Below are 19,842 nucleotides of genomic sequence, written 5' to 3'. Positions count from 1 at the left end.
CGTACGCCCGTGGCCGCGCTCGCCCCGCCGGTGGCCGCGATCCGGGTCGCGGTCCGCCGGGCGCTGGCCGACCTGCCGCCCAGAGGGCCGGTGCTGGTCGCCTGCTCGGGCGGCGCGGACTCGCTCGCGCTGGCCGCCGCCACCGCGTTCGTGGCGCCTCGGCTGGGTCGCGCCGCCGGCCTGGTGACGGTCGACCACGGCCTCCAGGAGGGCTCGGCGCGGCGGGCCGCGGCGGTGGTGACCTGGGCCCGCGAGGTCGGCCTGGCCCCGGTCGAGTCGGTGCGGGTGGAGGTGGCCGGGCGCCCGGGCGGGCCCGAGGCGGCCGCCCGGGAGGCGCGCTACCTGGCGCTCGCCGAGGTGGCCGGCCGGCTCGGGGCGACGGCCCTGCTCACCGGGCACACCCGCGACGACCAGGCGGAGACCGTGCTGCTCGCGCTCGCCCGGGGCGCCGGCCCGCGCGGGCTGGCCGGGATGCCCGCCCGACGGGACCTCGACGGGGTGCCGCTGCTGCGCCCGCTGCTGGAGGTCGGCCGGGAGCAGACCCGCACGGCGTGCGCGGTGCTCGGGCTGAACCCCTGGGAGGACCCGCACAACGCCGACCCGTCGTACGCCCGGGCCCGGGTCCGGGCCGACCTGCTGCCCGCCCTGGTCCGCGCGCTCGGGCCGGGGGTGCTGGACAACCTGGCCCGGACCGCCCGGCTGGTGGCGGCGGACAACGCCGTCCTCGACGAGCTGGCCGACGCCGCGCTGGCCGACGTCCGCCATCCCGACGGCGGGCTCGCGGTGCGGGCGCTGGCCGAGCTCCCGCCGGCGGTACGCGGCCGGGTGCTGCACGCCTGGGCCCGGGAGTTGGGCGCCTCGCCCGCCGCCCTGTCGCACCGGCACGTGACCGCGCTGGACACGCTGGTGACCGGCTGGCGGGGGCAGGGGGCGGCGCACCTGCCGGGCGGGCTGCGGGTGCTGCGCCGCGACGGCCGGCTCGCCGCCATCGGCTCCCGCTGATCCGCTCCGCCGGACGGTGACCCCGTGGCCCGGGCGCCGGTCCGTCGGCCCGGGGCCCGGTTCCGGGGCCGCGGGATCCGCCGGGAGGCGGTAGACATGGCGCATGGCGTACCCCCGACAGCCGCTCTTCGCGCCGCACGGCGCGGTGGCGACGAGCCAGCCGCTGGCCGCGGCGGCCGGCCTGGCCGTGCTGCGACGCGGCGGCAACGCCGTCGACGCGGCCCTCGCCACCGCGATCACCCTGACCGTGGTGCAGCCCCCGTCCAACGACATCGGCGGTGACCTGTTCGCGATCGTCTGGGACGGCGAGCGGCTGCACGGCCTCAACGCCTCCGGCCGGTCCCCGGCGGCCCTGACCCGCGAGCTGGTGCTCGCCGCGACCGGGGGGTCCGGCGCGGCCCCGGTCGACGCCCTGGGCGGCGCGCAGCGGGCCGGGCCGGCGATGCCCGCCCGGGGCTGGCTGCCGGTGACCGTCCCCGGCGCCCCGGCCGGTTGGCGCGACCTGCACGACCGGTTCGGCTCGCTGCCCTTCGCGGATCTCTTCGCCGACGCGATCGGCTACGCCGAGCACGGTCATCCGGTCTCCCCCGGCGTGTCGGGGATCTGGTCACGTGCGCTCGCCGCACCCGGCCCGACCGGCGCGGAGTTCGCCGAGTTCGACCGCGTGTTCGCGCCCGGCGGCCGGGCGCCCCGGGCCGGGGAGCGCTGGCGCAACCCGGACGCGGCGCGGACCCTGCGGCTGATCGCCGACACCGGGGCGGAGGACTTCTACCGGGGCGGGATCGCGGAGGCGCTGGCCGCGCACGCGGCCCGCACCGGCGGCCTGATCACCGGCGACGACCTGGCCCGGCACGCCTCGACGTGGGTGACCCCGGTGTCCGCCCGCTACCGGGGCCACGAGGTCTGGGAGTTGCCGCCCAACGGGCAGGGCCTGGCGGCGCTGCTGGCGCTGCACATCCTCGACGGGGCCGACCTCGCCGGGCTGTCGCTCGCCGAGCGGCTGCACCGGCAGATCGAGGCGATGAAGCTCGGCTTCGCCGACGCGCACGCCCACGTCGCCGACCCGGAGCGGGTGCCGGTGCCGACGGAGGCGCTGCTCTCGCCGGCGTACGCGGCGGCCCGCCGCGCGCTGATCAGCGAGCGGGCGGGGGAGCCGACGGCCGGCGACCCGGAGCGCGGCGGCACGGTCTATCTCTGCACCGCCGACGCCGGCGGCATGATGGTCAGCCTGATCCAGTCGACCTACCTGGCGTTCGGCTCCCGCGTGGTGCTGCCCGGGCACGGCTTCGCCCTGCAGAACCGGGGGCTCGGGTTCCGCCTCGACCCCGCCCACCCCAACGTGGTGGGGCCGGCGAAGCGGCCCTACCACACGATCATCCCCGGCTTCCTCACCCGCGATGGGCGGCCGGTGGGCCCGTTCGGGGTGATGGGCGGGCACATGCAGCCGCAGGGGCACGTGCAGCTCGTCTCGGCGACCCTGGACGGCGGGCTCGACCCGCAGGCGGCGCTGGACGCACCGCGCTGGTACTGGCACGCCGGCCGGTCGGTGCTGGTCGAGTCGGAGCTGGTCGCCACTGCCGAGGGGCGGGCCGCGGTCGACGAGCTGCGGGCCCGGGGGCACGAGATCGCCGTCGCGGAGGAGCCGGGGGTCTTCGGGCACGGGCAGGCGATCTGGCGACTGCCGGACGGCGGCTACGTCGTCGGCTCGGAGCCCCGGGTGGGCGGGGGGATGCTCGGCTGGTGACCGGAGCCCCGGGCGTGCCGTCGGCCCCGCTCCCGGTGCCGCGGTCCGACGTCGCGGGTCCGGAGCTCAGGCCTCCACGCGTTCGCGGAACGTGGTCCGGTAGGTGTGGGGCGTGGCGCCGACCCGGCGGGCGAAGTGGTGCCGCAGCGCCGCCGAGTCGCCGAAGCCGGCCCGGTCGGCGACGGCCTCGACGCTGAGCCCGGTCTCCTCCAGCAGCCGCCGGGCCAGCAGCACCCGCTGGTTGGTCAGCCAGTCGTGCGGCGTGGTGCCGGTCTCGGCGCGGAACCGCCGGGCGAACGTGCGCGGCGACATCTCCGCCCGCGCGGCCAGCTCGTCGACGGTGACCGGGCGGTCCAGGTGCCCCATCAGCCATTCCAGCACCGGCTCCAGCGTCGGCGCCTCGGGGGTCTCGGGGATGGGTGCCTCGATGTACTGCGCCTGTCCGCCGTCGCGGTGCGGGGGCACCACCATCCGGCGGGCCAGCCGGGTGGCCGTCGCCGAGCCGTGCTCCTGGCGGATCAGGTGCAGGCAGGCGTCGATGCCGGCGGCCGTGCCGGCGCTGGTGAGCAGCCGGCCGTCCTGCACGTAGAGCGAGTTGCAGCGGACCCTGGCGGTCGGGTGGCGGCGTTGCAGTTCGTCGACGTACCGCCAGTGGGTGGTGCACTCCCGGCCGTCGAGCAGGCCGGCCTCGCCCAGCACGAACGCGCCGGAGCAGACACTGAACACGTACGCCCCCCGGTCGGCGGCGCGGCGCAGCGCGGCGAGCACCGTGCCGGGCACGACGGTGCCGTGATGGGCCGGGACGGCGACCAGGTCGGCCTCCTCCATCGGGCCGAGGTCGGCGTGCGGGGTCAGGTGGAAGCCCGACGAGGTGCGCACCGGGGCCCCGTCGGGGCTGCACACGTGGAAGCGGTGGTCGGGGAACCCGTCGGCGGTGCGGTCGGTCCCGAAGACCTCGGCGAGGACCCCGAGCTCGAACGTGGCGACCTGGTCCAGGGCGAGGACGGCGACCGATCTGAGCATGTGACGAGGGTAACCGTGCGGTTGGCAGGAAATCGAGGGGGAGTGGCATTCCTGCCACTGTCCGGGTGGCGGTGGCCGGCGGAAACTGGTTCCAGTCCGGTGCGCACCGGCGGCGAAACCGACAGCAACCATGCGAAAGCGAGCGCCGCCATGGAGATCCTCCTCTTCCTCTTCTTCTTCGTCCTCCTGGCCCTGGCCTCGGCCGCCGGCCTCACCGCCGACAGCCGGGACTCGGCCGACTGGAAGCCGTCCGACGACGGTCGCCGCTGGCGGTCGCGTGCCTGCTGAGGTGGTTCGCGGCCTTCGTCAGGATTCATCCGGGGTGGGACCGCGCCCAAAAGGGGCGGCCCCGCCGACGGAGGCCATCCGGCGTACGGCAGGCTAGGAGCCATGGCTGACGGCTCCTGGTACGACGCCGACATCGACCACGTGATCATCTCCGAGGCGCAGATCCGCGAGAAGACCGCGGAACTCGCCAAGCAGGTGTCGGCGGACTACGCCGACGTCGATGACGGGCTCCTGCTGGTCTGCGTCCTCAAGGGCGCGGTGATGTTCATGGCCGACTTCGCCCGGGCGCTGGGCCGCAGCGGGCCGCCCGCCGAGCTGGACTTCATGGCCATCTCCTCCTACGGCCAGGGCACCACCTCCTCCGGCGTGGTCCGCATCCTCAAGGACCTCGACCGGGACATCGCCGGCCGGCACGTGGTCGTGGTCGAGGACATCGTCGACTCCGGCCTGACCCTGTCCTGGCTGCTGCGCTACCTGGAGTCCCGCTCGGCCGCGAGCGTCGAGGTGGTGGCGCTGTTCCGCAAGCCGGACGCGGTCAAGGTGCCGGTGCCGGTGAAGTACGTCGGCTTCGACATCCCGACCGAGTTCGTCGTCGGCTACGGCCTCGACTTCGGCGAGCGCTACCGCGAGCTGCCCTACGTCGGGGTGCTCAAGCCCGAGGTGTACGCCCGCACCTGAGCCCTCGCCGGCCCGGTCACATCGGCACCGGTCGAGCGGACGTTCAGCGGGCTCTCAGCGATTCGGACTACGGTAGAGGCCGGTGGCGTGGAGGCATCCTCCACGCCCGACCCCTCGAACCGCGGGACCGGGCGGACGGGAGGCCGGGCGCGGAGCTCCCGTCACGCCGGCTGGACCCGGTTCGCCCTACGCGTAATTGTTGGGCTCGCAAGCGCGCTCCACGCGCGCACGATGATCGGATCGTGCGCGATGGCGGGGTTCGCAAGCTCGCTCGGTGCGCGCACAGCTGTTCCCTTTGTGCGCGACTGCGGGGCTCGCAAGCTCACTCCTCGCGTGCACGGTGTACCGTCGAATGACCGCGGCGCGGCAGTTTCGTGCCTCGGGGTCGAGCCGGCCCGCACGGCGGCTCCGGCCGCCGCCACAGGCGGCGACACCATCAGACGGTCAGGACGTCGATCAGGAGGATGCGGGCGCCTCGGCGCTCGACAACAGCATGGAACGTACGCGTTTCTTCCGCCGACCGGTGGTCTGGATCATCCTGGTCATCCTCGGCGCCGTTGTGCTCAGTCAACTGTTCACCGCTGGTCCCAGCTACCACCGGGTGGACACTTCCATTGCGCTCGACCAGCTCAACAAGGGCGGCATCGACAAGGTCGTCTTCCAGGACAAGGAGCAGACGCTCCGGCTCGACCTGAAGGACAAGGCCAAGTTCGGTGACACCGACACCGACCGGATCGAGGCGCAGTTCCCCTACGAGGTCGGCGACGAGGTCTGGAACGAGGTCCTCGAGGCCAAGGCGAACAACCGGGTCACCGGCCCGGCCAACGTCGAGGTGTCGTCCGACAGCATCTGGGTGAGCCTGCTGGTCAACCTGCTCCCGATCGCCCTGCTGGTGCTCCTGCTGCTCTTCTTCATGTCGCAGATGCAGGGCGGCGGCTCCCGGGTGCTCAACTTCGGCAAGTCCAAGGCGAAGATGATCACCAAGGACACGCCGAAGACCACGTTCGCGGACGTGGCCGGCGCCGAGGAGGCCGTCGAGGAGCTGCACGAGATCAAGGACTTCCTGCAGAACCCGGCGAAGTACCAGGCCCTGGGCGCCAAGATCCCGAAGGGCGTCCTGCTCTTCGGCCCGCCCGGCACCGGTAAGACGCTGCTGGCTCGCGCCGTCGCCGGCGAGGCCGGGGTGCCCTTCTACTCGATCTCCGGCTCGGACTTCGTGGAGATGTTCGTCGGTGTCGGCGCCAGCCGGGTCCGCGACCTCTTCGAGCAGGCCAAGGCGAACGCCCCGGCCATCGTCTTCGTCGACGAGATCGACGCCGTCGGCCGCCACCGCGGCGCCGGCATGGGCGGCGGTCACGACGAGCGCGAGCAGACCCTCAACCAGCTGCTCGTCGAGATGGACGGCTTCGACACCAAGGGCGGGGTCATCCTGATCGCCGCCACCAACCGGCCGGACATCCTCGACCCGGCGCTGCTGCGCCCGGGCCGCTTCGACCGGCAGATCCCGGTGGACGCCCCCGACATGGAGGGCCGCAAGGCGATCCTGCGGGTGCACGCCAAGGGCAAGCCGTTCACCCCCGACGTCGACCTCGACGCGGTGGCCCGGCGTACCCCGGGCTTCAGCGGTGCCGACCTGGCCAACGTGATCAACGAGTCCGCGCTGCTCACCGCCCGCAAGGACCAGCGGGCGATCAGCAACGACTCCCTGGAGGAGTCGATCGACCGGGTGATCGCCGGTCCGCAGCGCCGCACCCGGGTGATGAGCGACCAGGAGAAGAAGATCACCGCGTACCACGAGGGTGGGCACGCGCTGGTCGCCTGGGCGCTGCCGCACGCCGCGCCGGTGCACAAGGTGACGATCCTGTCCCGCGGTCGGTCGCTGGGCCACACCCTGGTCCTGCCCACCGAGGACAAGTACACCCAGACCCGTGCCGAGATGGTCGACACCCTGGCGTACGCGCTGGGTGGCCGGGCCGCCGAGGAGCTGGTCTTCCACGAGCCGACCACCGGCGCCGGCAACGACATCGAGAAGGCCACCCAGCTGGCCCGCGCGATGATCACGCAGTACGGCATGAGCTCCAAGCTCGGCGCGATCAAGTACGGCACCAGCGGCGACGAGCCGTTCCTCGGCCGCAACATGGGCCACGAGCGGGACTACTCCGACGTCGTCGCCGCCGAGATCGACGGCGAGATGCGGGCGCTGATCGAGCTGGCCCACGACGAGGCCTGGGAGATCCTGGTGGAATACCGGGACGTCCTGGACAACATCGTGCTGGAGCTGATGGAGAAGGAGACCCTCTCCACCGCCGACATGGCCCGGATCTGCGCCCGGGTGGCCAAGCGGCCGCCGATGGCGCCGTACAACGGCTTCGGCAAGCGCCAGCCCTCCACCGAGCCGCCCGTGCTCACGCCGGCGGAGAAGGACGCGCTCAAGGTGCAGGCCCAGGCCGACGGCGCCCAGGCGACGGTGGGCGGCGGCACCTCGAACAACTCCAACAACTCGGACGGTACGCACTGAGCACGGACCCGACGGCCAGTTCCCGGGAGCACCGGGGACTGGCCGTCTCCGCGACCGAGCCGGACGGCGACGACACCCTCGACTACGTCGCCGCGCGCCTGATCAGCGGCAAGCTCACCGGTCGGCCCGTCGAGGAGACCATGGACCTCGGGCGGATCGAGAAGGCGGTCCGCGAGATCCTCATCGCCGTCGGGGAGGACCCGGACCGCGACGGGCTCCAGCAGACGCCGGCCCGGGTCGCCCGGGCGTACGCCGAACTCTTCGCCGGCCTCCGGGTCGACCCGGCCCAGGTGCTCAGCACCACCTTCGAGGCCAACCACGAGGAGCTGGTGCTCGTCCGGGACATCGACGTGATGAGCCTGTGCGAGCACCACCTGCTGCCGTTCCGCGGCAGCGCCCACATCGGCTACATTCCCGGGCCGGACGGCCGGATCACCGGCCTGTCGAAGCTGGCCCGGCTGGTCGAGGTCTTCGCCCGCCGGCCGCAGGTCCAGGAGCGGCTCACCTCGCAGATCGCCGACCTGCTGATGGAGCGGCTCGCGCCGCGCGGCGTGGTGGTGGTGCTCGAATGCGAGCACATGTGCATGGCGATGCGCGGCATCCAGAAGTCGGGTGCCAAGACCATCACCTCGGCCGTACGGGGCACCCTCCAGCGCGACGCCAAGTCGCGCGCCGAGGCGATGGCGCTGATCATCCCCCGCTGACCGCGACAGACCGGCCGGCCGAACCCACACCCGGGTCGGCCGGCCGTCGCGCGTCAGCCGGCCAGCATCGCGAGCAACAGGCCCGCGCTGACCAGCACCGCCGGGACCAGGCACACCAGGGCGCCGAGCCGGGCCGTGCGCTCCACCCGGCCACCCGCCGGCGGCGGAAAGAGCCGCCCGACGCCGATCCAGCCCGCCACGAACGCCACCGCCGGCATCGGCAGCCCGCAGACCAGCGCGGCCACGCTCGCCGCCCCGGTGCCGGTCGTCACGAACAACACCAGCTGGATCGCCGGCACCAGCAGCGCCAGCGGCCCGTACACCAGCAGGTTCCGCAGGCGCGGCGGCCAGGCGGCCAGGCGGGGCAGCCCACGCGCGGCGAGCGTCGCGTCCGCGGCGTCCGCCCGGCCCCGGGCGGTGCGCAGTGCGGCCAGCACCGCCGCCGGCCCGCCCGCCATCGCCCGGGTCGCCTCGGTCAGCTCCGGCGGCGTCGGGACCAGCGAGATCGGCGGTACGCCCCGCTCGTGCAGCCGGGCCTCCTGCGACGCCAGCCGGGTGCGTACGGCGGTCAGTTCCTCGCGGGCGGCCTGCACCGACCGGGCCTGCTCGCCGGCGGCGGTGGCCGCGTCGCGGCGTACCCCGTCGAGCTGGCGGGCGGCGGCGAGGTATTCGGTCCACGCGGTCCGCACCGGGTCGACGCCCCCGACGCTCTCTGCCTGCCCGGCCGTGTCGGCGCGTTCCGGCGTCGGGTCGGCGCCGGAACGCTGCCGCCCCGGCGCGGCGTGCCCCGTCGTGGTCCGTGCCCCGCCACGGGTCATCCGGGCTCCCCCTCCTCGCCGAACGGGACCAGCACGATGCCCTGCTCGCCGGGACCGTCCCAGAGCACCGCCCGGCCGGGGCGGGGCCGCCACTGCACCTGCCGCCCGAAGACCGACGTCAGCTGCGCACCCGGCAGGTCCACCACGGCCACGGCGGCGAGCTTGTCCACCTCGCCCTCGGGTTCGAGCAGCGCCGCGAACGACGGCACCGTCCGCCAGCGGCCCAGCAGGTGCCGGCCGGCGGGCGGGCCCTCCAGCAGCCGCGCGCGCAGCCGCTCCGGAGGCAGCTGCTCCGGGGTCGGCACGTCCAGCCCGAAGACCACCAGGTAGGCCGGCACGGCGTCGTCCACGGCGGCGAGCAGGCCGGTCAGGTCCACTATGTCCACCGGATGCCGCCCGGCCAGCTCGGTCGCCAACGCCTCGGCCACCGGCCGGCACTCCTCGTCCGGCGCGGCGAGCACGAAGCGGGCGGCCCCCGGCGCGTGGTGCACCGCCACGCTGCGCGCCGCGGTGACCAGCAGCCGGGCCGCCTCCGGCCCGGGACCGAGCACGGCCAGGTTCCGCCCCGGGGCCGGCCCGAGCGACACGGCGACGGTGCTCCGGGGCACGTCCACCGCCCGACCCAGCAGGGCGGCGGGACCGGGCGCCTGCCCGGCGAGCGCGGCCCGGTGCCGGGGATCGTTGCGCAGGAGCGGGCGGGCGTAGCCGGCGAAGACCACCGGCGGGGTGGCCCCCTCCGGGCGGGCCGACCAGAGCCGGTGCCGCAGCGCCTCCACCGTGTCGGGGTGATCCTGCGGATCCGGGAACCGGACCATCCGCTCGTGCCCCCGGATCGCGCCCCGGGGCCCGCCGAGCCCGCCTGCGGTGTTCACCACCGCGCTGCCCACCGGCAGCCCGGCGGCAGAGTCGTTCGTCGGCTCCAGCACGGCGCCCCCACCGGGCAGCGCCACCCGCACCGGGAACTGCCCCAGCACCGAGTCCCGGTCCGTACGTGAGCCCAACCCCAGGTCGCCCTCGCCGGCCAGCACCAGGTGCACCCCGTACGCGCGCCCGGTCCGGGCCAGCGCGTCCAGCCGGGCGGTGGCGTCGGCGGCCAGCCGGTCCCGCTCGGCGAAGAGCAACGGGAGATTGTCGAGCACACACACGATCCGGGGCATGGCCCGGTGCTGCCGCAGCTCGGCGAAGCGCTGCCCGCCGGCCCGGCTGCCCGCCTCCTCGCGCCGGCGTACCTCCGCCACCAGCTCGTCCAGCAGGCTCAGCACGTACTCCCGGTCGGCGGCCATCGCGGCGGCCCGCACCTGCGGGATCCACGACCGGTCCCGCTCGGTCTGGAGGAACTCCACGAAGGACTCGGCGTCGGCGAGATCCGCCAGGTAGAGAGCCAGCTCGTCGGGGCCGTACCTGGCGGTCAGGCCGAGCAGCGCGGTGGTGAGGAACGTGGAGCGACCCGTGCCCGAGCGGCCGCTGACCAGCCAGTGCGGCGTCAGCTCCGTGAAGCCGAGCGACACGGGACGGCCACCGGCGTCCCCGACGGTCGTGGTCAGCCCGCCCACCCCGCTCGCCGTCCACAGCTCCTCGTCGGCCGCCGGCAGCAGGTCGGTCAGCGCCAGCCGGGAACCCGCCTCCACCTGCGCGGCCAGCCGATGGCAGACCGCGTCGACGAGTTCGGCCGGCGGATCCGCCTCGATGAAGACCGGCGAGTTCAGCCCGCCCGGCGGCTCGGCACCCGGGCCGGCGAACGACCCGCCCGGCGGGTCACCCAGCAGCGCGTACGCGGTCCGGACCGCCAGCGTCGTCGCGCGCGGCAGCGGCTCCCGGTCGCCTGCCGGGGGCCAGCCCGCCACCACGAGGTGCAGCCCTGCGGACCGGTCCGGCTCGGCCAGGGCCTCGATACGGGCCAGGTCGGTGGGACCGGTCGACTCGGGCAGCGCGGCGATCACCAGCAGCAGCGTCCGGTCGTGCCGGCGTCGCCCGCTCGACCCCGGGGTCACCCACTGCTCGGCCTCGGTGAGCACGGCCCGCAGCCCGGCCACGTCCACCGCCGGGGGCGGCAGCAAACCCGCGTCCGCGAGCGGCGCGAACGGCGCGAGGGCCGAGCCGGTCGCGTCCACCGCGCGGACCAGCAGCGCCCCGGCCGGGCTCGCCGCCAACAGCCGCAGCAGTACGCCCCGCAGCAGCCCCGCTACCCGGGGATCCCGGGCGTCCACGTCCACCGAGAGGTGACCCGTGCCGAGCAACGGCACCAGCGCGGGGAACCGGGCGTCGTCCAGCGGTGCCGCCGTACCGACCCGGACGAAGGGAGGTGGCCCCTCACCGGCCGGTGTGGCCGGTGCCACCGTCTCCAGGGGAGCGCCCGCCCAACCGGGGGCCAGCACCGCCGCCGCCGAACGGAGGCGGTCTGCCAGTTCGTACTGGCGGCGCTGGTCGGCGGGAACGGGCCGGGTGTCGTCGAGGACGCTCGCGGCGGCGGTCGCGGTGGCAGCGGCCCGCCGGTGCAGTGCGGCGGCGCGGTTGGTGCGTGCCTTCGGACCGGCCACCGCGTCCACCCCCTCCGCCCGAGGTCGGCAACCCCTCCCCGCGCAGAGACCGTAACCCAGTCGGGCCGACTCGTCCGGGATGCGCGGCGGCACTGCGCCGGGGATGTCGTGGAACTCACCGATGGGGAGTGGTCCGTCACGATCCGCTGGATCTGGGGCATTGGGTCTACCGCGTCCAGCCGCTAGCCTCAGAGGGTGGAATCAGTGCAGCCCCCCGCCGGTTCCCAGGTCTCCCGCGTACCGGCGCAACGGCCCCCCTCCGACCACCTGGCGCCGCCCTCGCCGGCCCCGGTGCCGGAGCGGCCACGGCGGCGGCTGCGCACCATGGTCACCGTGGTCGCGAGCGTTGTCGCGGCACTCTGCCTCGGCGGAGTGGCCGCCGGATTCGTGCTCTACAACCGGGCCGCGGCCCCGGACCGCAGCGCGCCCGACGTGGTGGTGGACAACTACCTCCGCGCCTTCCTCGTGGACCGCAACGACACCCGCGCCGACCTCTTCACCTGCGAGGGAAGCGGCGATCGGGCTGGGGTCCTCGGACTGCGTAGCGAGATCGAGCAGCGTGAGGCCAACTTCGGCGTCGTGGTCAGAGTCAGTTGGGGGCCGCTCACCCGAACTGAGACGAGCGAGGGCGAATCAGTTGCCACAACGCTCACCATCTCCGGCTCAGCCAACGGCCAGCCCCGTAGCAGCAGGCGTGAGGACTGGGTCTTCGATGTGGTGGAAAGAGACGAAGGCTGGCGGGTCTGTAGTGGCCGTAAGGCCGGCTGACCGTCACTCGATCCAGAGCAGATGCACAGGAACCTCCAGTGTGGTTGGTGGCTGGCCCCGCCAGGCCCAGCGGTACCACTCCACCTCCGGCGCAACCCGGACGCAGATGTCGCCCTCCGCGCCGGAGTAGGTCTCGGTGACGGCACGCAGGTCCCGGTGCTCGACGGACTCCACCACGTGCACCACCCGGCGGCCCGTGACGGCGTGCGACTCGAAGACCGGGGTCGGGGCGCGGTGCGGCGGGGCGTCCAGCGAGACCAGGCGGACGCCCGTCTCGCGATCCACCGACGCGTCCGGTCGCCGGGCCCCCACCGTCTCCACCCAGACCCGCTCGACCGGGACCAGCGGCGCGAAGACCTCCACCTGGTCGGACTCCGCCCGGTACCACTCGTGCTCGGGGATGACCGGCACGTAGGTCCGGCTGCCCTGCACTACCCGGTCGTCGGCGCGGAGGTCACCGCGCCAGCCGAGTCCGGGCAGGCCGACCAGCACGCGCTGCCCGCGGAGCTCGACGCGCCCGGTGGCCGGCACGATCTCGATCGGTCGGGGCGGTCGGGGCGCCCAGTCCGGATGGTCGGCGAACGGGTCGGGAAGCGGGTCGCTCATGACGGCGAGCGTCTCATTCCGCGCCCTTGAGTGGCGCGCCGCGCGATCGCATGAACGGCACCGGGTCGATGGCCCCCCGGCTGCTCCTGTCTCCGTCCTCGTGCACCTCGAAGTGGAGGTGGGGGCCGGAGGAGTTGCCGCTGCTGCCCACCTCGCCGATGACCGTGCCGGCCTCGACGAGTTGGCCGACCTTGACCCGGGGCTTGCTGACCATGTGGCAGTAGCGGGTGATGAACCCACCGGCGTGCAGGACGTCGACGAACCAGCCGCAGCCGCCCTTGTTCGGCCAGCCGTCGACGTTACAGGTGCGCCGGCCTCTCTTGTCCGGGTCGCACCGGGAGATCAGGACGCGTCCGGTGGCTGCTACCCGGATATCGGTGCCCTTCGGCGCGGCGATGTCGACCCCGTTGTGCATGGGACGGCTTGCGGTCTGGAAGCCCGAGCCGACGCCGCCGGGGATGGGAGCCGTCCAGCCCGAGGCGGCTATCTGCCCGGCGGCGGCGCGGTCGCAGGCCTTCCTACCGTCGATCAGCGCGATCCGGGCAGCTCCGCCGGCCAGCGCGTTGACGATCTGGCTGGCCACGTCCTCGTGTTTGGCGTACGCGTCCGGGAAGGCGCTGATCTGCACGGCCTGCGCGGCCCGGGTCAGCGGCATCGTCTCCCAGCCGGGCACCTTGACCAGCTTCTCGTAGAACTTCCGGGCGGCGTACTCGGGCGTCATCCGCTGCGCCACGGTGCCCCAGCTCGCCCTCTGCTGGAACAGCCCGACGGAGTCGTGATCGGCACCGACCCCCTCGTTGGGGATGTCCTCGGACTCGCCGACGGTCCGGTTCGCCAGGTTGCGCAGCCGGGACTCCTGCATGGCGGTCGCCACGGCGATCACCCATCCGCGCGGCGGCACCTTCATCTCCTGCCCGACCTTGATGATCCGAGCGGCGTTACGAAGCTGGACCTGACCGTAGCCGGACATCCGAGGGATCTTGCCACGAACATCGACCCGGTAGTTCTCCTTGCAGTCCATGCTCACCGGGGTCATGTCCGTGGACTCGCCGCCCAGTTCCGTGAGGAAGAAGGCCCCCGCGCCGCCGGTGCAGCAGAGCAGGGCGAGCGTTGCCGTCAACGCGGCGGCCAGTGCGCCGAGTCGGAGCTGTCGACCGCGCGGTCGCGTCCCGTCGCTCATTTCTGCTCCCAGTCCACGGCATCCACCAGCCATCGCCCGTCGGGCGCCACGAGTTCGAGGCGGAGCTGACCCGTGTCGAGCGGAACCAGCACCTCGACGAAGTTCTCGGCCCGGGGCCGGAGAGTGACGTCGCCGTCGACCTGACCGGTCGGCACCCCGGACGGGTCGGCGCCGGCCAGCTTGTCGGTCAGCACCGGGGTGGAGAGGGGACGTAGGCCCTCCTGCCACTGCTCTGCCGTGGTGCCCGGCTTGCCGAGCCAGGCGGCGACGAAGCGTGCGGCGGTCTGCTCCGGCGTGAGTTCGCCGGGGCGGGTGACGGGGAAGGGGGGAGCGCCCGTGGAGAATGCCCCGTCGTCGCCGGCGGTCGGGTCGACCGTGGTGATCGGTTGGTTGGGGCGGTTGCTGAGCCCGGAGGTGGGGTCACCGGGCCCGGAGACCAGCCGTGCCGCTCCGATGATCCCGAACACGAGGACGGCGATGCCGATCGCGATGCCGATCCGGGACCGGAGGACCCGGGTCACCAGGAATTCGATCGCCCGCCGCACCGCGCTCACCGCGCCTCTGAGCGGATCCGGGGAGTGGGCCGGTCGGGCTCGCGTTCCGTGGACCCGGGACGGTAGATGACGAACGAGGGGTTCTCGTCCGGCACGTCCGGCTCCGTCCAGGTGGCCGGCTGCCGCCGCCGGGGTCGAGGGGCGACCGGGCGGGAGGCATCCTTTTCCTCGGAGGGCGCCCCCTTCTCGGCGGCCGACTCGCGGCCGTCGGGCCGCTGCCGCTCCTCTCCGCCGGGTTTGGCGGCATGCCCACCGCGGGTGGCGGCGTGCGCTGGATCCTCGCGCCGGGCCTCGGGCCGGAGGGTGGGCTGCTCCGCCACGACAGCCCGACGCCGGCCCATCGCCGGCTCGGCCGTGCCGCCGGGTTCAGCGACGTCGAGCCGGGCGGCGGTGCGCATGTCCCGGAAGAATCGCCGGTGCCACGAGCCGGCCGAGCTGACCGCCTCGCTGCTGTCCTTGCCGCCCAGCTGGGTGATCCGTCGATAGGGACGCAGCAAAAGCCAGCCGACCACACCGCAGAGCCATACCAGCACCACCTGGAGCCAGCCGGGCAGGGTCGGCGTGCTCATGATGAGGTCGACCGCGAAGAGATAGATGGCGGCACCGGTGCCGAAGATGGCGATGTTGAAGACGGCGGCGACCACCGCGTTCGCCAACCGCCGCAACCCGGCGCTGGCCGGGCGCATCAGGCCCACCGTGCCCAGGATCGGCGCGGCGATCACCGCCCAGCGGAAGATCAGGAAGCCCAGCAGCACCAGCAGCGAGGCGGTCAGGTCGAACATCGCGAAGAGCACGGCGGCCAGCACCGCGATGAATCCGGAGCCAACCCGGTCCATGTCCCGGACGCCCTGGAGATACTCGTACGCCTCCGGGTCCTCGGCCTCGATCTGCTGCGCGACCCGCGCCCACTGCTGCTGCTTGGCCTTGATGGTGGCCTCTCGCGTGGCCGGATTCGACCGGAGCTTTGCCGCCTCCTCCCAGGAGAGCGACTTCGCGTCGTAGAGGGCCGGACCGTACTTCTTCGCGGTCTCGCTGTCCGCCGAGCCGAGCACACCCCGCAGCCAGTTGCGGTAGAGCATCGCCTCGGTGGCCGTGTCACTGGCCCGCACGGCGGGAGGCCGGTTGTCTTTGCACGCCTCCGGATTTGGGTCGTCGCATTGACTTGGAGGAGTGTCCTTGGTGGCCGGGCCGACCGCGTCGTGGACCACGCCCAGGGTGGTGACGAGGGTGCCGTCGGCGATGTTGGCCGACTTGACCGGCCAGGCGGCCAGGGCGGTCACCGCCACCATCACCAGCAGGGCCCAGCCCGCCGTGGTCATCGCGTTGCTCATGTCCGACTGGCGGGAGCGCCAGAGCAGGTACAGGCCGACCACGCACAGCGTGACGATGCCGAAGACGCTGAACACCTTCTGGTAGACGGCCTTGGTCGCCTGGTCCACCAACGGATCGGCCCAGCCCCACATCGAGCGCGGATCCCAGGCGCGTTCCCGCAGCGCGTTCGAGGCGCCCACGATCGCCGTGGCGATCATGAACTCGCCATTGGCGACCGTGTTGGTGAACTTGTAGTCGGGGTGCAGCACCGCGGTCGCGCAACCGCTGTCGATGTCGTACGTGGAGTAGCTGTATCCGGCGTAGCCGTAGTCGCTGTAGAAGCCCTTCGGGCCCGGCTTCGTGGCCGACTCCGGGCGGGACGCGAACCAGCCGGCGAGCCCCGAGTCGGGCGCACCGGGAGTCGGGGCGTTCCGGCACTTGACCTCTGAGTCGGCGACTTCCTTCAGTTTGGCGACGCAGGCGCGGAAGTCGGCCTGCCACTCCGGCGTGGTGCAGAGCTCGGCCTTCGCCTGGGCGGTCAGCGGTGCGGGGGCGGCCGCCATGGCGCCGACGGCCGGCCAGCCGATCGTGGCCCCGGCGAGTACGCCGAGCGCGAGCAGGAACGCCGCCAACCGTGCCCGGGCCCGCGCCATGTCACGCCTCCATGTTCGGCAGGATTGCCGGCAGCACCCCGGCCGCCGTGGCGATCGCGGCGGGGGTGGTGTCGAGGTGGTCCAGCAGCCCGTCGACGTACGAGACGTCGACCCGGACCTTCTGCACCCGGCCGTCGACGTCCCGCATGACGAATTCCCGGAAGCCGAGCCGGCTCGAACTGGTGGCGTCGGCGGTGGAGAGGGAGGCCAGGGTGGCCTCGTAGCCGTCGTTGACCGGCACCCGCAGCAGGCGGAGCGCTTCGGAGGCGATCTCCGCGTCCTCGGCGATCCGGCCGACGAAGACGGTCGAGACCAGGTTCTGCACGTCGAGGCCGAGGATGTCCCGCGGGTTCTGCGAGGCGACCAGCGCGGCGAGGTTCCACTTGCGGGAGTCGCGCGCGAGCCGGACCAGGAACGACCGTCCGGAGCGCCACCCCTCCATGAAGTGCGCCTCGTCCAGGCCGACCAGCTTCCGCGACGACATCGAGCCGCCGTAGCAGCGGCGTACGGCGAGCCGGTGCGCGGTGTGCAGCATCGGCAGAGCCAGCGCCTCCTCGGCGGACCAGTACTCCCGCTCGATCTTCAGGTCGGGCAGTCGCAGCCCGGCCATGGTGATCACGGTGAGGGCGGCGTCCGCGCCGAGCAGTCCCTCCGGCGGGCGGCCGAAGAAGAGCATGGCCAGCGGCATCTCGGCGGTGTCGAGCAGCAGGTTGGCCAGTTCCTTGCCGGCGTCGTCGTCGAGCTGGCTGAGGCAGGCGACCACGTCGTCCAGGGTGGAGGTCTCCTCCGCCGGCACCTGGCGTACGGCGTGCCGGAAGAGGGTGGCGGTGGACGCCTCCCGGGCGACCTGCGGGGGCACCAGCATCATGCAGATGTCCTGCACCAGCATCCGCCGCTCGGCGCGGGCGTTGGAGACCGCGATCTCGAACTCCCGGTCGCCCGAGGCCCCGGTGCCGAACTCGCTGCGCAGCGGCGTCGGGATGAGCGAGTACGGGGCCAGGGTGCCGTGCTCGGAGCCGGTCAGGTTCAGCACCCGCGCGTACGGCCGGAGCTCCGGCATGGCGCAGAGCCGGGCGAGCGGGCCGGACGGGTCGAGCAGCGTCACCTGGACCCCGCGTCGGGCCGCGAGGTAGCCGAGTGCGCCGAGCAGGGTGGACTTGCCTCCGCCCGGTTCGGCGACGAAGACGGCGAGCCCGGAGCGTTCGCGTACTTCCATCGGGAAGTGCAGGTCGAGGAAGACCGGCCGGCGGCAGGTGCCGGCGGTGCGCCCGATGAGGTCGCCGCGCCGGTCGCCGACGGTGGAGGCGGCCTGGGGGAGCGCGGCGGCGAGCAGGTTGACCGGCATCCGCCGGACGTAGCCGGTGTTGGCGATCGGCTCGCCGGGGATGAACTCGCGGGCCAGCCAGTCCTGGTTCTTCGGGTGTTGCAGCGAGATCCGCAGCTCGCGGGAGTAGAGCTGGATCAGCCGGCGGGCCCGCTCCAGGCACTCCTCGCGGTTGCGGCCGCCGACGGCGATCCGGTGCCAGCCGTGCGCGCGGGCGGAGTCGACCGGCAGCCCGGTGGTCATCTCGTCGCCGATGACGAGGGCGCGCTTGGCCAGCCGCTCCAGCTCGGGCGGGGCGTCGATGCCGTGTTCCGCGTAGTCGAGCTGCTGGGAGCGGATCATCCGCAGCCGGTGCTCCAGGTTACGGAAGGAGTCGCCGGAGCCGAGGATGTCGACGCGGGTGGAGAGCTCCATCGGCCACGGCAGCCGCTCGTGGAAGTGCAGCCAGGGCTCGTGCCGCTCGGGGATCTCCAGGGGCTCCATCCGGCCGACCGCCAGCACGGCGACGTGCCGTTCCTCGCCGGTCATCCGGTTGACCAGCTTGACGGTCGAGCCGTACGGGGTGCGGTAGCGCTCGACCTGCTCGGTGAGGGCGAGCAGGTCGCCGCGTTCCCACTGCCCGTCGGTGAGCGGGGAGAGCTGACCGGGCGGCGCCATGCAGAGCGCCACCGAGCGGTAGAGCAGCCATTCCAGTTCCTGTGCCGTGACCCGCCGGCCGCGCATGCCGAATGCGCCCAGCACCTCGTCGAACTGCTCGACGGTGCGGCCGAGCTTGCGGCGCTCGCCCTCGGCGACGCCCCGGCCGAAGGTGCGCAGCAGCCGCTCGGTGAGCGAGTCGCCGAGGGCGCGCCGGGCGAAGGTGACGCCGAGGTAGGTCTGCCCCTCGGCGTGGTTGACCGAGAGCAGGTGCCGCTGCGCGGCCACGAGGTGGTCGCCCCAGCCGGCGGTGCCGGGCACGTCGGGCAGCGGCGCGGCGGTGTGCGCGTCGATGGTGCGGGCCCACTCGTCGGCCGGGAAGGGCCGCGTGGTGCGCCGCAGGTGCAGGCGGAAGCCGGCCAGGCCGGCGTACTGCTCGGAGATCGCCGAGAGCAGCGCCTCCCGTTCGGCGTCCGGCCGGAACGCCCAGCGCACCTCGGGCAGCCAGTACCAGGCGGTGACGGTGTTGGGGGTGAAGGTCAGGTGGCCGGCGATCTCGGTGATGGCCAGCTCGACCGCCGGGTCCCGGTCCCCGAACTTGATCTTCGGCGGCTTGACCCGGGTGGGCTTGGTGGGCTTGACGGGCTGGTCGCGCCGGCCGGCGGAGCGCTGGCGCGGCGGCGCCACCTCCCGGCCGGCCCGCTCCGGCGGGCGCTCCCCGGTGCGGCGGGATGTCGGCTCGGACGCCGGGTCCGGCGCGGGCGGGTCGAGCGGTGCCGCGTGCTGGCGGGGCGCCGGGTGGGACGTCGGCGGTGCCGCCGCGACGGGCGGCACGTCCTCTGCCTCCGCCAGTGGGCGGAGCGTGGGCAGCCGGTCCCCGGACTGGTGCGGTACCCGGGACCTGGCCGCTCGGGCGGGCGGCTCGTACGCGTCGGCCGGGGGCTGGTCGGCGGCCGTCACCCCCGGGGCTGTCCGGTGGGCCGGCTGGCCGGTCCGGGGAGCCGCGTCGGCCGGGTGGCCGGTCCGGTGGGCGTCGGCCCCGTGACCCGCGCGTGGGGGCGGCGGAAGGGGGGCGGGAGCCGGCGGGAGCGCCGCCGGGGCTGGCGTGGCGGCGGGCGGCTGCTGGCCGATGGCGGGTTGCTCCCGCCCGCCGGCCCGCTGCGGGGGTGCCGTCGGCCGGGTCGCGCCGGGGTGCGTGCCGCCGAACAGGTCGAGGAAGGGCGAGTCGATGTCGGCGCTGTCGGCGGGTTGCGGCTCGGCCGGCGGCGGCGTCCGGCGTGGCGCCGGCCGGGGGGCCTGGAAGACGCCCACGCCACCGTGCCCGGGTGTCGTCACCAGGGCCGGGTCGAGGGAGACCTCGTCCGTCTCGGGATCGTCAGGGTAGTCGAACGACCGCGCACGGTTACCGTGCGGGACGGCCGGACGCCCTGCCGGGGAACCCGGCGTGGAACTGCGATTCATACGACCGCCTCATCCGCGTCGTTCGACTGCCTGGTCG

General features: G+C 74.0%; 15 protein-coding genes. 7 read left to right on the top strand and 8 right to left on the bottom strand.

Annotated features, from left to right (window positions below):
• Positions 1-9 precede the first annotated feature (9 nt).
• Together tilS and OG989_RS05315 are read left to right on the top strand one after the other, a co-directional pair.
• The gene (gene tilS, locus OG989_RS05320) at positions 10-1,002 is read left to right on the top strand and encodes a tRNA lysidine(34) synthetase TilS (RefSeq protein ID WP_327029846.1); all 993 of its coding nucleotides are present in this window, start codon (positions 10-12) and stop codon (positions 1,000-1,002) included.
• 103 nt (positions 1,003-1,105) lie between these two features.
• Positions 1,106-2,746 carry a gamma-glutamyltransferase family protein gene (locus OG989_RS05315; protein ID WP_327029845.1) on the top strand — a complete coding sequence of 547 codons (1,641 nt, stop codon included), beginning with the start codon at positions 1,106-1,108 and terminating at the stop codon, positions 2,744-2,746.
• 66 nt (positions 2,747-2,812) lie between these two features.
• On the opposite strand, the gene OG989_RS05310 is transcribed toward OG989_RS05315, so the two are convergent.
• A complete protein-coding gene (locus tag OG989_RS05310; protein ID WP_132238610.1) occupies positions 2,813-3,769 on the bottom strand; it encodes a GlxA family transcriptional regulator in 957 nt (318 codons plus the stop codon).
• 150 nt (positions 3,770-3,919) lie between these two features.
• On the opposite strand from OG989_RS05310, the gene OG989_RS05305 reads away from it, so the two are divergent.
• The 4 genes from OG989_RS05305 (at position 3,920) to folE (ending at position 7,957) form a co-directional block, all read left to right on the top strand.
• On the top strand, positions 3,920-4,057 hold the full coding sequence (locus OG989_RS05305) for a hypothetical protein (protein ID WP_192581456.1): 138 nt from the start codon (positions 3,920-3,922) through the stop codon (positions 4,055-4,057).
• 102 nt (positions 4,058-4,159) lie between these two features.
• Positions 4,160-4,735, top strand: coding sequence for a hypoxanthine phosphoribosyltransferase (gene hpt, locus OG989_RS05300; RefSeq protein ID WP_151455493.1), 576 nt, complete (start codon positions 4,160-4,162; stop codon positions 4,733-4,735).
• A gap of 493 nt (positions 4,736-5,228) precedes the next feature.
• Positions 5,229-7,253, top strand: a complete 2,025-nt coding sequence (ftsH, locus tag OG989_RS05295) for an ATP-dependent zinc metalloprotease FtsH (RefSeq protein WP_132238612.1) — start codon at positions 5,229-5,231, stop codon at positions 7,251-7,253.
• A 38-nt stretch (positions 7,254-7,291) separates the two neighbouring features.
• Positions 7,292-7,957, top strand: a complete 666-nt coding sequence (folE, locus tag OG989_RS05290; protein ID WP_121401600.1) for a GTP cyclohydrolase I FolE — start codon at positions 7,292-7,294, stop codon at positions 7,955-7,957.
• A gap of 53 nt (positions 7,958-8,010) precedes the next feature.
• Here folE and OG989_RS05285 read toward each other — a convergent pair whose 3' ends face one another.
• Both OG989_RS05285 and OG989_RS05280 read right to left on the bottom strand, forming a co-directional pair.
• Positions 8,011-8,775: a hypothetical protein gene (locus OG989_RS05285; protein ID WP_327029844.1), complete on the bottom strand. Its 765-nt coding sequence runs from the start codon at positions 8,773-8,775 to the stop codon at positions 8,011-8,013.
• Positions 8,772-11,321 (bottom strand): FtsK/SpoIIIE domain-containing protein, encoded by a 2,550-nt coding sequence (locus OG989_RS05280; protein WP_327029843.1) that lies wholly within the window; start codon positions 11,319-11,321, stop codon positions 8,772-8,774. The genes OG989_RS05285 and OG989_RS05280 overlap by 4 nt, the downstream gene beginning before the upstream one ends.
• Positions 11,322-11,516: 195 nt before the next feature.
• Here OG989_RS05280 and OG989_RS05275 point away from each other — a divergent pair, with 195 nt between their 5' ends.
• On the top strand, positions 11,517-12,080 hold the full coding sequence (locus OG989_RS05275; protein WP_327031113.1) for a hypothetical protein: 564 nt from the start codon (positions 11,517-11,519) through the stop codon (positions 12,078-12,080).
• A 3-nt stretch (positions 12,081-12,083) separates the two neighbouring features.
• Here the strand turns inward: OG989_RS05275 and OG989_RS05270 are convergent, their stop codons facing one another.
• Genes OG989_RS05270 through OG989_RS05250 form a run of 5 tightly spaced genes read right to left on the bottom strand, consistent with a single transcriptional unit; the run spans position 12,084 to position 19,805 of the window.
• On the bottom strand, positions 12,084-12,686 hold the full coding sequence (locus OG989_RS05270) for a hypothetical protein (protein ID WP_151455495.1): 603 nt from the start codon (positions 12,684-12,686) through the stop codon (positions 12,084-12,086).
• Between the two features lie 13 nt (positions 12,687-12,699).
• A complete protein-coding gene (locus tag OG989_RS05265) occupies positions 12,700-13,866 on the bottom strand; it encodes a M23 family metallopeptidase (RefSeq protein ID WP_327029842.1) in 1,167 nt (388 codons plus the stop codon).
• Positions 13,863-14,420, bottom strand: coding sequence for a hypothetical protein (locus OG989_RS05260; protein ID WP_327029841.1), 558 nt, complete (start codon positions 14,418-14,420; stop codon positions 13,863-13,865). Before OG989_RS05260 ends, OG989_RS05265 begins: the two co-directional genes overlap by 4 nt.
• Positions 14,417-16,384, bottom strand: a complete 1,968-nt coding sequence (locus OG989_RS05255) for an MFS transporter (protein ID WP_327029840.1) — start codon at positions 16,382-16,384, stop codon at positions 14,417-14,419. Before OG989_RS05255 ends, OG989_RS05260 begins: the two co-directional genes overlap by 4 nt.
• Before the next feature lies 1 nt (position 16,385).
• Positions 16,386-19,805 (bottom strand): ATP-binding protein, encoded by a 3,420-nt coding sequence (locus tag OG989_RS05250; protein ID WP_327029839.1) that lies wholly within the window; start codon positions 19,803-19,805, stop codon positions 16,386-16,388.
• Positions 19,806-19,842: the final 37 nt, after the last annotated feature.

The sequence above is a fragment of the Micromonospora sp. NBC_01740 genome (genome assembly GCF_035920365.1).
Taxonomy (GTDB): domain Bacteria; phylum Actinomycetota; class Actinomycetes; order Mycobacteriales; family Micromonosporaceae; genus Micromonospora; species Micromonospora reichwaldensis.
The sequence above is the reverse complement of the archived record's forward strand: the minus strand, read 5'-3'. Positions and strand labels throughout refer to the sequence as shown.